This is a genomic window from Thermanaerothrix solaris, from assembly GCF_032334255.1.
Taxonomy (GTDB): Bacteria; Chloroflexota; Anaerolineae; order Anaerolineales; family Anaerolineaceae; genus Thermanaerothrix; species Thermanaerothrix solaris.
Genome location: NZ_JAUHMF010000002.1, coordinates 167,332 through 181,658, shown reverse-complemented (window position 1 = coordinate 181,658; position 14,327 = coordinate 167,332). Strand labels below are relative to the sequence as shown.

At 60.3% G+C, this 14,327-nt stretch carries 14 protein-coding genes and 2 CRISPR repeat arrays (1 of these 16 running past the window's edge); of the genes, 3 read left to right on the top strand and 11 right to left on the bottom strand.

Annotated features, from left to right (window positions below; genetic code table 11):
- The first annotated feature begins 10 nt into the window (after nucleotides 1-10).
- Nucleotides 11-1,324, top strand: coding sequence for an ammonia-forming cytochrome c nitrite reductase subunit c552 (locus QYE77_RS09000; RefSeq protein ID WP_315625061.1), 1,314 nt, complete (start codon nucleotides 11-13; stop codon nucleotides 1,322-1,324).
- A gap of 246 nt (nucleotides 1,325-1,570) precedes the next feature.
- Here the strand turns inward: QYE77_RS09000 and QYE77_RS08995 are convergent, their stop codons facing one another.
- From QYE77_RS08995 to QYE77_RS08950, 11 genes are all read right to left on the bottom strand, one after another.
- Nucleotides 1,571-2,185, bottom strand: a complete 615-nt coding sequence (locus QYE77_RS08995; protein WP_315625060.1) for a TetR/AcrR family transcriptional regulator — start codon at nucleotides 2,183-2,185, stop codon at nucleotides 1,571-1,573.
- Complete coding sequence (locus tag QYE77_RS08990) at nucleotides 2,178-3,593, bottom strand: MFS transporter (protein WP_315625059.1); 1,416 nt, start codon at nucleotides 3,591-3,593, stop codon at nucleotides 2,178-2,180. Before QYE77_RS08990 ends, QYE77_RS08995 begins: the two co-directional genes overlap by 8 nt.
- A 585-nt stretch (nucleotides 3,594-4,178) precedes the next feature.
- Entirely contained in the window at nucleotides 4,179-4,457 is a 279-nt protein-coding gene (locus tag QYE77_RS08985) for a hypothetical protein (protein ID WP_315625058.1), read from the bottom strand.
- Nucleotides 4,458-4,546: 89 nt separating this feature from the next.
- Complete coding sequence (locus tag QYE77_RS08980; protein WP_315625057.1) at nucleotides 4,547-4,960, bottom strand: hypothetical protein; 414 nt, start codon at nucleotides 4,958-4,960, stop codon at nucleotides 4,547-4,549.
- A complete protein-coding gene (locus QYE77_RS08975; protein ID WP_315625056.1) occupies nucleotides 4,947-5,363 on the bottom strand; it encodes a hypothetical protein in 417 nt (138 codons plus the stop codon). Before QYE77_RS08975 ends, QYE77_RS08980 begins: the two co-directional genes overlap by 14 nt.
- Nucleotides 5,363-5,629 (bottom strand): hypothetical protein, encoded by a 267-nt coding sequence (locus tag QYE77_RS08970; protein ID WP_315625055.1) that lies wholly within the window; start codon nucleotides 5,627-5,629, stop codon nucleotides 5,363-5,365. Before QYE77_RS08970 ends, QYE77_RS08975 begins: the two co-directional genes overlap by 1 nt.
- Nucleotides 5,620-5,727 carry a helix-turn-helix domain-containing protein gene (locus tag QYE77_RS15365; protein ID WP_399390578.1) on the bottom strand — a complete coding sequence of 36 codons (108 nt, stop codon included), beginning with the start codon at nucleotides 5,725-5,727 and terminating at the stop codon, nucleotides 5,620-5,622. Before QYE77_RS15365 ends, QYE77_RS08970 begins: the two co-directional genes overlap by 10 nt.
- A 27-nt stretch (nucleotides 5,728-5,754) precedes the next feature.
- Nucleotides 5,755-6,033, bottom strand: a complete 279-nt coding sequence (locus tag QYE77_RS08965) for a hypothetical protein (RefSeq protein WP_315625054.1) — start codon at nucleotides 6,031-6,033, stop codon at nucleotides 5,755-5,757.
- A gap of 276 nt (nucleotides 6,034-6,309) precedes the next feature.
- A CRISPR array of direct repeats spans nucleotides 6,310-7,648; the repeat unit is 36 nt; unit sequence GTCTTAATGCCCTTTCGGGCATTTGATGATTCTGAC.
- 534 nt (nucleotides 7,649-8,182) lie between these two features.
- A complete protein-coding gene (locus tag QYE77_RS08960; RefSeq protein WP_315625053.1) occupies nucleotides 8,183-8,461 on the bottom strand; it encodes a hypothetical protein in 279 nt (92 codons plus the stop codon).
- Between the two features lie 570 nt (nucleotides 8,462-9,031).
- On the bottom strand, nucleotides 9,032-10,039 hold the full coding sequence (locus tag QYE77_RS08955) for a hypothetical protein (protein ID WP_315625052.1): 1,008 nt from the start codon (nucleotides 10,037-10,039) through the stop codon (nucleotides 9,032-9,034).
- A 3-nt stretch (nucleotides 10,040-10,042) separates the two neighbouring features.
- Complete coding sequence (locus QYE77_RS08950) at nucleotides 10,043-10,702, bottom strand: deoxynucleoside kinase (protein ID WP_315625051.1); 660 nt, start codon at nucleotides 10,700-10,702, stop codon at nucleotides 10,043-10,045.
- A gap of 177 nt (nucleotides 10,703-10,879) precedes the next feature.
- Between QYE77_RS08950 and QYE77_RS08945 the strand changes: the two genes are divergently transcribed.
- A complete protein-coding gene (locus QYE77_RS08945) occupies nucleotides 10,880-12,160 on the top strand; it encodes a glycosyltransferase family 87 protein (RefSeq protein ID WP_315625050.1) in 1,281 nt (426 codons plus the stop codon).
- Nucleotides 12,157-14,082, top strand: a complete 1,926-nt coding sequence (locus QYE77_RS08940; protein ID WP_315625049.1) for an ArnT family glycosyltransferase — start codon at nucleotides 12,157-12,159, stop codon at nucleotides 14,080-14,082. Before QYE77_RS08945 ends, QYE77_RS08940 begins: the two co-directional genes overlap by 4 nt.
- A 160-nt stretch (nucleotides 14,083-14,242) precedes the next feature.
- Nucleotides 14,243-14,327: direct repeats of the CRISPR family, unit length 37 nt; unit sequence GTTGCAGTCACTTCGATCCGTTAGTGGATACTGAAAC; it runs 1,793 nt beyond the window's last position.

The following is a 14,327-nucleotide window of genomic DNA, read 5'->3' as shown; positions in this document are numbered from 1 at the left end:
GGAGTTTTCTATGAGTCAACCCTCTAAATCGGCTAAACTTCTTCCCATTGCCCTGACGGTCATCATCCTTATTTTGGCTGCCACCACGGTGGGCGTGTTGCTCTTCCTGGCCAACCAGCCGGTGCAGACCCGCGGTATCCCCACCCTGGTGGCGATTGATCCGCTGGAACCCGATAGCAGCAAGTGGGGGCTGAACTTTCCCAACCAATACACCTCGTTCCTGAAGATGCGCGAAAACGTCACCCGCACCCAGTACGGCGGCTCCGAACCCTATCAGAAGGTCGAGGCCGACCCGCGCCTCAAGCGCCTCTTCGCCGGCAACCCCTTCAGCAAGGACTATAAAGAGGATCGCGGGCACGTCTATTCGCTCCAGGACGTGCGGGAGACCCAGCGCGTCAACGAAAAGACCCCCGGCACCTGTTACTCGTGCAAGACCGCCAACGCGCCCAAGTTGTGGGTGGAAATGGGGCCGGTGGAATTCGCCAAAACGCCCTTCAAAGACCTCGGCCAGCATATTGATCAGCCCATCGGCTGTGCCAATTGCCACGAGGCCGGTACCATGCGCCTGATCGTCACCAACCCCGCGCTGGAAGCCGCGCTCAAAGAGCAGGGCAAGGACTGGCGCACCTTCACGCGCCAGGAAATGCGCACCGTGGTCTGCGCCAACTGCCACGTCGAATACTACTTCGCCGGCCCTGAGAAGGTGCTCACCTTCCCCTGGGATCACGGCACCACCATTGAGGCCATCGAGCAGTATTACGAGGAACTGGGCTTCAGCGATTGGCAGCACGCCGAGAGCGGCGCCGCGATGATCAAGATACAGCATCCCGAATACGAACTTTACACCGCCGACAGCACCCACTACAAGGCCGGGGTGGCCTGCGCCGACTGCCACATGCCGTACGTGCGCGAAGGCGCGGTCAAATACAGCAGCCACAACGTGCGCAGCCCGTTGCTCAACCCGGCCCAATCCTGCGGCGCCTGCCACACCGATGTGGATTACGTGGTGGCGCGGGTGGGCCAGATTCAGCGCCAGGTGGCAACGACGATGAGCGCCAGCGAGGACGCCCTGGTGGCGGCCATTGATGCCATCGCCGCCGCGGCCGCCAACCCCAACGCCGACCCGGCCCTGCTGGATGAGGCACGGCGCCTGCACCGTGCCGCCCAGATGCGCTGGGACTTCATCGCCGCCGAGAACAGCATGGGCTTCCACAACCCCGAAGAGGCGCTGCGCATCCTGGCCGCGTCCATTGACCTGGCCCGCCAGGCACAGTTGAAGGCGCTCCAGGCCGTGGGTGGAGGCACGATCCAGGCCCGGCGCTAGGGTTCATCGCAGATAAAAGTTATGGCGGGGCGCCCATGTGGGCGCCCCGTTTTGTGTGGATTGCCGGCGCAACCCGCGGGCATGGGGGTGCGTATTAACCCATGGCATCTTGCTTCCACGGAGGTTAACCATGGCGACTACGTCACATTTCATCCTGCCCCCCGCTCGCCCCCAGGTGGGGCTGTTTATCCTCTTGGTGCTGGCCCTGGGGGTGGGCCTGGCCATTTTCCCCGCCCTGACCCCTTTCTACATGTTTTCCCCCGCGTTGGCCGTTCTGTTGACGCTGATCCCCTCCCAGAAAATCTGCACCAGTACCTCTAACTGCTCCGGGCTTACCTCCGAGTGCAGCAAAGAGGCCTCGTCTAAAAAGGGGTAAAGCATCCCCAGAAAGGCCCACACCATCATCTCCACCGCCAGCGGACGCACCTCCCCCCGTTGCTGACCGGTGGCAAAGATGGATGCCAACGGCCTCAGAAACGCCTCGCGGTAACGCCGCAGGATCTCTTCCCGCCACTCGGGCCGAATCTTCCCCACCTCTTGAATCGCCAGGCGGATCAGCGCGCGCTGTTCCGCCGGCAGGCGCGTAAACAAGTCCTGCACCAGGCGGTGGAGGCGCGCGCGGGTGCCTTGCTCCTGGCTCAGGACGTCCTCCACCAGACGCCCCAACGTCTCCAGCCCCGAAACCAAAACCGCAGCCAGCAGATGCTCTTTGTCTTCAAAATGGTAATACAGCGCCGCTTTGGTCATCTGGCAGGCTTCGGCAATGTCGCGGATGGACACCCCGTCATAACCTCGCCGGACGAAGAGACGGGTGCTTTCGTTCAGGATCTTCTGCCGCATCGAGATGGCGGTTCTATCCATGGGCAGCCACTTCACCCAGCGGGATCATTTGCCGTTCCTGCTGGCGCGATTTGAGTTGCGTGCTCAAGGCAAACAGCACCAGGCTGATGACGGCGACCACCCCAAACGCCATCTGATACCCATAGGCGGGATTGGTGCGCCCCAGTGAGGTGGTCAACGCGCCCATGATCGCACTGCCGACCAGTTGCCCCACGCTGGTAAAAATGGAGATCAAGCCCTGCGCCAGGGAGCGCTCTTCAGCCCGGGCTTCACCTAACATGATATACCGAATCGGCGCCCCGAGCAAGGACGACATCCCAATGCCGATCAGCACCCCCGCGCTCAGAAACAGCGCCAACTGACCACCGCCCAGGCTGAGCAAAACGAACCCAACCGTCATGAGCAGTGTCCCGCCCAGGATCACCAGCCGTGAGCCGATGCGATCCAGCAAGCGCCCGATCAGCGGGGAGCCGACCGCCATGGCAAGGATGGCCGGGATCAGGAGCCAGGTGGCGTTGCGTTCGTTGATCCCATAGCGCCCCAACACCGTCACCGCCATCAGCGGGACGAAAACCAGGGTGGCTTCGCCAAACCCCGCGCCGCCCGAAAGCAGGTAAGCCAGGCGCAACTGGCGGCGGTCGAAAAGATACCCCGGCAGCAACGGGGCCGGCGCGCGGCGCTCCCATGCGACCAACCCGATCAGAAAGAGCACCGATGCGCCGAGAAAGCCACCCACCTCCAGGCGCAACACACCCAGCCCGGGCTGGTGGACATCCAACCGGTTCAAGCCCAGCGCCAGCGCGAGCAGGGTTAACGAGAGCAGAACCAGGCCCACCGCGTCGAACGCCACCCGCCGGGTGGCGCGTTGTGCGGGCAGGAGGCGCAGGCTGAAGACGATCAGCACCATCGCCAGCGGCACGTTGATCAGAAAGAGCCAGTGCCAACTGGCCACGGCCAGGATGACCCCGCCCAGCAGGGGGCCGATCAAAAAAGCCAACCCGAACACCGCGCCGATCATACCCAGCGCCCGACCGCGCCGCTCCGGGGGATAAACATCCCCGATCACCGCGCTGGCAACCGGGAAAATGCCGCCCGCGCCGAGGCCTTGCACGGCCCGCCCGAGGACCACCCATTCAAACCGGGGGGCAATCACGACCAGCAAAGAACCCAGGGCAAACAACCCCACATCGGCCGCGTAAATCCAGCGCCGTCCGAAGAGATCGGAGAGTTTCGCCATCAGGGTCGTGCTGATCAAACTGGCCAGGACGTAGGCGCTGAACATCCAGGACAGGGTGCGCTCCTCCACGGCGAACTCGGCCCGGATGGAGGGGAGGGCCGGGCCGAGGATGGCGATATCCAGCGCCCCCATCAGCACGCCGACGAACAGCACAAACAGGATGGCGTTGAGACGAGTTTTCGGATTTTGCATTGCGGTCACCTCTTAAAGAATACTTACCGAACGTTCGTTTAGTATCTTAACCGAGATGACCCTTTTCGTCAAGTTTATGGTTGCGTCCAACGGTGTTATTCACCCCCGCCGTTGCCCGCGGTTCTGCCCATTTCAGGAGCCACCGCCGCGGCGGCGCCGGGCAGGTGAGGCCCGGTCGGCCCCCCTGGGCGCGGGTTCGGGCTAACGTGCGCCCGGGCGCAAAAAACCCGGGCTGCGCTGCATTCGCGCCGTCCTGATCCTGCCCGTCGGCGCGGTTCACCGCGCGGCCCGTACACCCGCCCCGGCCAGGAAGGGACGATTCCGAGCCTGCCACCAGGCGTGCGGTGTCGCACCCCGCCTGTCCCACCATCCCCTAGCGGGCGCAATGGCGGTTTCGATCCAGTGGGGGTGGTCAAAAGAGGATCTGAAATAAGCCTCTAATTGCCTCTGTCCCCCTCTGCGTGGCTATTACCTCGCTCCCCCCTTTCCGCGCTCTGGCAGAGGTCGAGCAGGTCTCCCCGGTTGACCCCACGCACACGCCCGGGCGGAATGCGCGTCAGCGTATCCACAACCCGCAGGTTGCGTTCAACCTGCTCGCCCGGTTCCTCGTGCCGGTTCGTTCGCTTCGTCCTCAAGGGCTTTCATCGCGCGCTGATAACTGTCTCTCACCATGGCCTCGTTCTCTGCGTCGCTGAAGAGTTCATCCCATAACACCTCACGGACGAACTCCAGCCCGCGCGCCTTGAGGTTCTTGACCACCTCCGCCCGGCTCATGTCCGTACATTCCATCAGTTCCGCGATGGGGTCAAGGATAATTTCGCTGATAGGTTGGCCTTCTTCTTTGCGTTTCCGGTAGAAGCACATACAGCACCCCCTGGTGTGGAATTTTGGTTGGTTAGGCGTTGAACACTGGACGCTTCTGACGGGCTTCTCGAAGTTCCGCGTCACTCAGATCAGAAAAAATAGCGTCCTTCCCGTGCATACATCATTTCCTCCAGAAACTTTACCATTTCTTCGTCGTCGCAAAATCGGCTCAGGGCTTTCTCGAAGACCTCTTCGCTCTCCGTGTTGAGCGCAAGTTCCTGGATCACGGCGGGCTCGCCCGTTTCGATGAGGCGCAACTGGTTGCCGCTGCTCAGATTGGGATTGCTGGCCAGGTTGAACAGCCCGAGGAGGCGCAGGGAAGGTTCTTCGATCTCCATGATGGCATCCACCACCAGGTCGGCGATCTCGCTTCTGGCGAGGATGACGATGCGACCATAGCGCTCCTGCTCGACGGCTTCGCGGAGGTAGTCCCGCACGGCCTGCAGGACCTCGTCTTCATATTCCAGGCTTTGGACAAATTCGATGAATTCATAGGTTTCCATAACTCACCTCCATGCAAAGTTTTCCATCTTCCGTGAAGGGCCAGAGTGGCCAGGTTGCCCGCTCACGGAAGAACTCTTCGTTCGGATTTCGTGGACGTCGCGATCCATGACGCTCCCCCGAAAGGCGCTGCGGTCGAACAACGCCGCTAGGCAAGGATAGCCTTGGCGCAAGCACGCGCTGAGGTGTGCAGAAAGGCGTTGGCGTAGCCCCAGCCCGGGACGGCAGAATCAGACCTTCCCCCTTGCGGCGAATGTTTTGTCTCAATGACCCTGCGGGCGTTGGAGGATTCTGACGACCGCGGTGCGGGCAGTACATCACGTCGCGCCACTTCTGCAGATGGGCCTCAGGGAACCATTCTCTGACTAACGTTCGCAGGCGTTCTTCGGATTGTTTGCGGTGCATCACGGCCCCCAATGATGGTGATGAAAATAGCTATCCGTGCCATAAATATGGCTGGCGCCTGGCAGATCGTTGAACGGATTGCCGTCGTGGTTATACGGGTGCGTTCGCTGGTAGAAGTAGTAGTTGGCGTTGAGTTCCTGTCGGCGCTCGAGTTCCTCTTTTCTACGCTCCGCATCCTCCTTGGCCTTTTTCTCTGCGCGGATCAAGCAGGAGGTATAGTAACCCATGAGAATGAAAATCACGAGCACGAAGAACGCTACGTCCATATGCCACCTCCTTCTTTATGGCTTTGAATGTATTTCTCAAGGTCTTCACGGCGGACGCGCCTGGAGCGCCCAATCCTGACATGGGGAAGCGTCTTAATGCCTTTGCGGGGAAGGGGCGGTTCCGTTCAACCTGCTCGCCCAGTTTCGCGTGCCGGTTCGTTCGCTTCGTCCTCAAGGGCTTTCATCGCGCGCTGATAACTGTCTCTCACCATGGCCTCATTCTCTGCGTCGCTGAAGAGTTCATCCCATAACACCTCACGGACGAACTCCAGCCCGCGCGCCTTGAGGTTCTTGACCACCTCCGCCCGGCTCATGTCCGTGGCTTCCATCAGTTCCGCGATGGGGTCAAGGATAATTTCGCTGATAGGTTGGCCTTCTTCTTTGCGTTTCCGGTAGAAGCACATACAGCACCCCCTGGTGTGGAATTTTGGTTGGTTAGGCGTTGAACAAAAGAGTTTTTTTGCTCACCACCCTCTTGCTTATATTACATCATGTGCTGCGTTTCATTAAGTGTTCATGTATGCAGCACGCCCTCCTGCGCTGCGGTAGGTGAGAGGAAGGAAGGTCACGGAAGCCGGCTATTACCTCATCGGCCACTGGCCGGCTTACCCGGTTGGTGCGGTGACACATGCCTCAGATTTTAAGAAGCCACGGTTTCTTTTCGCGCGTCCCATCTGCGGGTTTGAATGCCCTTTCGGGCATTTGATGATTCTGACTGAATATCCGCACAATCGGTGGCCACTCACTCGAGACCAGTCTTAATGCCCTTTCGGGCATTTGATGATTCTGACTATGAAGCGCAACTTGCAAACCCTCACCGTCCAAGAGGTTATCGGTCTTAATGCCCTTTCGGGCATTTGATGATTCTGACGTGAAGTTGCTCGCTGGCTTCGCGACAATGCTTCAACCCACAGTCTTAATGCCCTTTCGGGCATTTGATGATTCTGACAATGAGTGTCACGAACACTGGAGCCGCAGGCAGCGGCCCCGTGTGTCTTAATGCCCTTTCGGGCATTTGATGATTCTGACTTCCAAGGGTTTTATGAGTGTGGATATAGCGCAAATAAGGCGTCTTAATGCCCTTTCGGGCATTTGATGATTCTGACGCTATTCGGTGGGACAGGTCGTAACCGTATCGTGACAAGGCTATGGTCTTAATGCCCTTTCGGGCATTTGATGATTCTGACGCTACCACTAGCATGCTACCACTAGCATGCTACCACTGTCTTAATGCCCTTTCGGGCATTTGATGATTCTGACTGCCGAGCAATGATCACCCAAGAAATCTACAACGGTCAGTCTTAATGCCCTTTCGGGCATTTGATGATTCTGACCTACAAAATCCTTGCACCTTGCACCCTTGCACCGAAGTGCGTGATGAGTCTTAATGCCCTTTCGGGCATTTGATGATTCTGACACAGTTTTTCAAAACTCCATTACGGAGGTCTGGAAGTCATTTGTCTTAATGCCCTTTCGGGCATTTGATGATTCTGACGTAAACGTTCCTCGTTGTAATTTTGTTTCATGTCGTTGAGGTCTTAATGCCCTTTCGGGCATTTGATGATTCTGACCACTCATCGACGTTCGTATACCACTTCTTCTTCTCCGTCTTAATGCCCTTTCGGGCATTTGATGATTCTGACGCACTCGATGAGATTTGTGCGAACGGTACGCCTAAAATGGGTCTTAATGCCCTTTCGGGCATTTGATGATTCTGACGTAGGTTTTCTGGGCGTTCTGAAACTTCTCGGCATTATGTCAGTCTTAATGCCCTTTCGGGCATTTGATGATTCTGACAAAAATAAAGAGGTGACGGATGAAAACAATACGTTGTTGTCTTAATGCCCTTTCGGGCATTTGATGATTCTGACGGAGGCGCCCCACCGTCGAGCAACTCAAACAAGCGTTGGTCTTAATGCCCTTTCGGGCATTTGATGATTCTGACGTGGAGGTCTAAAATGCCAGAAAAACCTAAATTATTATGTCTTAATGCCCTTTCGGGCATTTGATGATTCTGACTGCAGACATCTAGACAACTGAAAGTGGGAGAAACTGCGCTTCTCCAAGCCCATTTCAGGGGCTAAAGTGGGAGAAATTGCCCATGCTGCAGGCTGTTTTTCACCCTCAAGTGGGAGTTTAATGTTCAACCCTTGAATTTTGCGCACCCCCCTCCCGTTTTGAGCCTTTTTGACCTCATTTTCGAGGGGGGGTACGCAAAAGTGATTATTTTCACAAATTGACCCTGGCGGGCATTGAAATGGCGTCTTGCGGGGTGTCCCCGCACGCTCTGGCCCTCCTCTCAACCTATGCACTTGTTAAGGTGCAGCGCAGGTTGTCTCTATTATAGGGATTTTTCCGCATTAAATCAAGCGCCCGGCGGGGGGATTTTTTGCCTCATTCCCCATCCGCGCGCCGTTCGTCTTTCTCCCGCGCCCACGGTTTTCCTCCTCACCGCAACGAGCCATCCCAACCCGTTTTCTCTCCCCGCGTTAAAGCGCATTTTGCACCGGTGGGCGGCGGAGCAACTTCCGCCCGGGGCGTTACCGCGCTGGCTCAAACGATGCTCCCCGCGCGACCCGGGCGCGCACACCCCCAGCCGGGCCCTACCGCTACCAGCCCGCATCCGGGGAGCGGCGTCTGCACCGCACCATCGGCGGATTCCCGGCGGTCATCCGAGCGCGCCAACCCGCGGATGGGGGCGGGAAAACACACCCCCTGGCGAAACCCGGTGGCCACACCCCAACCCCCCGAACGAACCCGCGCTCCGCCAGGCTTCACTCCCTCCGCCGCCACCCACCCTGCTCCCCACAACCGGCTCCATGGCAACCACAAGCCTACCTCAGCCTCGCGTAGGCGCCCGAGTTCAGGCCTTTATCCCCACTTCCGGCGGGATAATTCTTCACCTTACATCTTTCCCCAGGGAAGAATCTGTAAGATCGTCGTAGTCGTAGGGGCTGGGGATATGTGGATAACCCGCCGGACTCCCCCAGCAATGGGGGTGTGAAGCATGCACTGTCCATCCCTGCGGTCAATGCCGCGATTTTTATCCCCAGGCGGGTGGGGATAATGCAGGCATAACCCCGCCGCGCCAATGTGGGTAAAAAGCGGGTCTAACGTGCGTAGAGTCATTGGCGTGCGGATATGGCGCAGGTCGCAACCCACCCCCCATATCTGGGGGTGAGGGCAAGACGAGGGCAAGCCTCTTTTTTCCCCAATTTGGGGCATTTTTCCACAGGTCTCCCCATTTATCCACAGATTTTGCCCAGTTATCCACAGGGGGCGGAGAAAATCCGTCTTGTGCCTGCCCCCCAGGGATGGTGTGCGGCGTGCGCCCCGATCCGAAAAGGCGCATCAGCCGCTCTCCATGGGCGGCCGGTTGAGCACGGTTGGGCAGGCGGTGCGCTAGATGCGGACGCCGTTTGCGGTGGCCCACTGATCGAGCGTTTCTTCGACCGTATCCAGGTAGGCATCCAGGGCGGCCAGGTGGCGCTCGCGCTGGCTCAAGCCCAGGCCGAGCGCTTCGCTTGCCTCGTGCCAGTCGGCGTAGGCGGGCGAGGTTTCACCCAGGTGGCGCATGGCGCGCGTCCAGGTACGCCATTGGATCCACCAGGCGGCCAGGGGCTGCTCGGCGGCGAGGGCTTCGACCGGGCGCTGGTAGTAGGCGCGGCGGGCGGCGTTCAGGCGCGGTGGGGCATCCTCGCGCGAGGCCACGGCCTCCAGCGCTTCCAGCCAGGCGTTGCGCCAGGTTTGCAGACCCTCGCGGGCGGCAGCCTCGCCCCCGATGAGGTCGGAGAAGCCGGCGGCCAAGCCGGGCCGGCCCACGGCCTGGGCGCGAGCGGGGAAGTTGAGGACGAAGCGCCGCTCGGTCAATGGGGCGCCGTTCAGGCAGGCGATGGCGTTAGCGGCCTGGGTGAGGGCCTCGAGCAGGCGCCACGCCGTTTCGAGCGCGGGGGCGGGGGTTTCGATCAGGTCGCGCCAGATCTGGCGGGCGGTGGCGGCCAGGCGCTGGGCGCGGGGATAAACGTTCTCCGGCAGGGTGAATTGGGCGGTGGCGCCGGCCTGGGTAAATTCAAACCAGTGCTGGCGGTCGTAGAGCACCAGCGGGTTGTACCACAGCGCCGAACCCAGCCAGGGGTCCTGGCGCAGGCGGCGGGCCGGTTGGAAGGCTGCCGCACCCAGGCGCGCGATATCGAGCGTGATCTCATCGCTCAGGCGCTGCACCTCGCGCGGGTTCAGCGGCTCGCTATCGTGGACGATCACCAGGTCAATATCGCCGCTCCCGCCCAGCAGGGGCTCCTCGTCCAGGACCGAGCCGATGAGGAAGATGCACAGCACATCGCGCTGACGGCGGACGGTGCGTTCCGCCGTCTCGCGGGCCAGGTTGAGCAGCATCTCACGGGTGATACGCATGGGCTAATCCTTGGTCAGGGAAGGTAGGGCGGAGGCCAGAGGCAGTTCGGGCTGGTAGGGCGGCAGGCGCAGGGCGCGGCGGATGGCGGCCTCAATGGTTTCCAGATCGGCCTCGTTTTGGACGAAATCCATCTCACCGCTCTCGATGACCAGGACCGGCGGCCCCTGGCGCGGGCCGAGGAACTGCGCATCATAGGCGCGGTTGAGGGCTTCGATGTACTCGCGTTCCATGTGGCGCTCGTAGGGGCGGTCGCGCAGGGCGATGCGCCGCATCAGGCAGTCGGTATCGGCGCGCAGGTAAACGATGAGGTCCGGCAGGAGCATCTTCTCGGCCAGGGCATCGTGCAACCGCAGGTACACCTCCCACTCGTCGCCGCTGAGGTTGAGGCGAGCGAAGAGTTGATCCTTCTCGAAGGTGTAATCGCTGATCAGGGGTTGGCCGGTGGCCAGCCACTGCGCCGCCTGGCGGAACTGGTGGTAGCGGCTGAGCAGGAAGAAGACCTGGGTCTGAAAGGCATAGCGGGCGCGGTCGGTGTAAAACTGGGCCAGGAAGGGGTTCTCCTCAAAGGCTTCCAGCAGCAGGTTGGCGTTGAAGCGGGGCTGGAGCAAGCGCGCCAGGGTGGTTTTGCCGACGCCGATGACACCTTCGATGGCAATGAACATTGTTCCCTCGCAAAACTCAGAGTCGTGATGGTATGGGGTTAATATACCATAACTTGGGCGGGGGGCAGGGGGCGCGGCCGGCGGCGGAATTTGAAAACCGTTTGCAAGGGGGGCGTGGCAGCAGCGCGTCTATAATAGAGGCAATGCGGGGATATCCCCGCCGTTTTGGGGTGAAGCGTGCAGTGTGGTAAGCCTTTCTTGCGCTGTTTGCCGACGGGCTTAGGGCGTTATCGCCTGCCTGTGACGCTGCTCTTGGCCCTGCTGGCGCTGGTGGGGTATGGGATTTATACCGTGCAGCAAGTCTGGGCACGCGGAATATTCGAGTATGTGGGGATAGACTTTCGCCTGTTCTATGCCAGTGGGCAGATTGCCCGAGACATAGGCTTAAGCGCCGTATATAATCCGCGCCTTCAGGCTGTTTATCAGCAGCCTCTTTATGAAGGCTTTTCGCGTTTCGTGCAGGGGATTTCAATGCCTTTTTGGGCGCTTCCTATTCCTTACCTACCTATCTTTGTGGCGCCTTTTACGCTCTTATCCTTGCTTCCGCCACTACCGGCCTACGTGCTTTGGGTGGGTATAAACGCCGGGGGTACCCTGGGTTACCTTTACCTTTGGGTCAAGCGCCTGTCATTTGATCGGGCGGCATGGGTTGCCGCGGTCGCCCTTTTTCTGAGCGTCGCCAATTTCCTCAATCTGCTCTTTGGGCAAGTCAACGTGCTGTTGCTGATAGCGATTGGTGAGGCGCTTTTTAATCTCCAGCAGGGGCGCGAAGGACGGGCAGGTTGGTACCTGGCTTTGGGGTGGATTAAACCGCAGATGATTTTGCTGCTGGTTTTCCCCCTGTTGTTGCGTCGCACCAGGCGTTTTGGGGCCGGATTTCTGGGAGGGTCTCTCCTGATCGGCGGGGTTTCTTTAGCCCTGGGAGGATGGGAGGGCTTGAAAGGGGTGGTCGAAGGCGTGCACCATTGGCCCTCACTCTTAAGAGAAAGTGGAATGACCTGGCTTAGCGCTGTGGATCATCTCGTTTTGCGCGGTGTTCACTCAACGCTCGGCCTGGGGATAGGGATTGTGATGGTGCTGGTGGTGCTGCTGGCCTGGCTGAAGATTTTATATGCTATGGGCGGTCGAGACGATAGGGAGACCTGGGCGGATTTCTTTCTCGCCACCCTGGTCACCCAAACGATTGTAATGCCCCATGGAAACGTTCACATGGCGCTGGCATTAGGTATTCCCTGGTTACTCGTTTTACGTCACCCCTCCCGGGAGGGTATCTGGTGGGGCCTCTTTGTGATTTGGGCGCTCTTAAGCGGGATAATTTTCGTCGGATATGGGCTGTACTCGCCAGGTCATGCCCATGATCTGCTAGGAATTTTGATGTTACTGATCCATTTAGAGATACTGATCCTCCTCTACCGCGCTTGGCAGGTGAAGAGGGCATTCGATTTCTCAGAATCATGAACCCTGTCATACCCTTTGCGTTCAATGCTGGGATAGGGCTGGGGCTGCTGACCTTACTGGGGTTGAGTAGCCTGGGGGTGGGTCGGCATTTGCTGCGGTACTTTGGCGGTGAGGCGCTGCCCACTGCGGATCAGGCGCTGATCGGGGTGGCGCTGGGGATGGGGGTTGCGGCGCAAGGTGTCCTGGTCCTGGGATTGGTAGGGGCGCTGAGCCGCGCAGCCCTGGGGGCCTGGTTGATCCTGCTGGTATTCGTGGGCCTGCCCGGTGGGTGGCGCTTTTTGAGGCAGGTGTGGCCGATCTGGCGCCGTGCCTGGGCCGATGAGTGGGCAACGTCTTCGCTGCACCCGCTGCGCTGGATACCGCTGCTCCTGGGGCTGATCGGGCTGCTGCTGTTCCTGACCGCGCTGACCCCACCCTGGGATTACGACGGGCTGATGTATCATCTGGAAGGGCCGCGGCAGTTCCTGGCGGCGGGGCGGCTGATCCTACTGCCGGAGGTGTGGCAGGCGAACGGGCCTTCTAACGGCGAGATGCTCTTTCTCCTTGGTTTGAGCCTGGGCAGTGATCTCTTCCCTAAACTGGTGCATGGGCTGTTCGGCATGCTGTGGGTGCTGGTGGCGCTGCGGCTGGGGCGCTGGTGGGGTGGTCCGCGTACCGGTTGGCTGGCGGCGGTCGTGTTGGGCAGTATGCCCTACTTATTCCTGCTGGCCAGTTGGGCGTATATTGACCTGATCTGGTTCACCTGGGAGGGGCTGGCGTTTTACCTGCTGGCGCGGTGGGGGGAGAGCACGGCACGCCCCGCGGGCTGGGTAAGCCTGAGCGGAGTGCTGTTGGGGCTGGCGTTGGGCAGTAAATACACTGCTCTGGCCGCTGTGCCCGCTTTGGGTTTGTTGCTGCTCCTCCTGGCCTGGCGGGGAGGCGGACGGCGGTGGTTGGGGCTGGGGCTGCGGTTGGCGCTACCGGCATTGGTGCTGGCGCTGCCGTGGTACCTGAAAAACCTGGTGCTGGGGGGCAACCCCTTCTACCCCCTCTTCTGGGGTGGGGTGGGCTACCCGCGGGAGCGCTGGGAGGTGCTGGCGACCTATCTATATGACTTTGGCCTCGAACGAACGCCCCTCAATCTAGTGCGCCTGCCGGTAGCGCTTTACCTGCAACGAGAACGCCTGGCTACGTTTATGGGGACCGCTGATGTGCCCCCCTTGCTGCTGCCGCTGGCCGTGCTGGCACCGCTGCGGCGGCGCTGGGGGCGGCGGGAGGCGGTACTGGTGGCCCTGCTTTTGCTGCGCACCCTGACCTGGTGGGGTGGAACGCAACAGACGCGGTTTCTCTATCCCGTTTTTCTCGGGTTGAGCCCGCTGGCGGCAGAGGGGTTAGAGGTTTTGCTGGAGCGCGGACGGCGCCTGGGGCGAGTTGTGGGGCTGGGCCTGATGGCCGGTTGTCTGATCGCAACACTGGCGATCCAGGTGACCACCCTGGGGCGAATCTTGCAGCCCGGGCGCCTCTGGCTGGGGCAGGAAAGCCCGCTCCAATGGCTGGTACGCCCATGGCCGGACTTCGCCTTGCAGCAAACGCTGCGCGCGGGGTTACCGGGAGAGGCACGGGTGCTACTGCTCTGGGAGGGGCGGGGGTATTACTGTGCACCGCGCTGCCTGGCGGATGCCGATCACACCCGCGGGGTGCGGCTGGCCGAGGCCGCCGCAGGGGATGTGGCGGTATTGGCGCAGGAATTGGCTGCGCAGGGGGTGACGCACGTCCTGCTGGATCGCGAGAGTGCGCTGTTCAGCGTCTGGCATGACCCGAGCGGGCGGCAACGCCGGGCGTTGGATTTTTGGGAGGGGGTGTTCCTGCCGCGTTGTGCCGCGGTGGTGCAGACGGGGGATTGGGCGCGCCTTTACCGCCTGACGACCTGCGCCGGGGAGTAGGCAGAGAGGTTTTTTCGCAAATCCCCCCTGTTTTTAAGCAAAAACCGATTTGCGAAGCGCCGTCCGCGCGGGGGGCGGCGAAGGGGTTAAAACAGCCCTCCAGACGCACGTAGAGGCTTGATTTTTATTTAAAGTGGGCTATAATAAGGTCAAAATCGGGGTTGCAGTCACTTCGATCCGTTAGTGGATACTGAAACTCAATGGGGCCAAAGACCGTGCGAACAATTGGCACGCCGGTTGCAGTC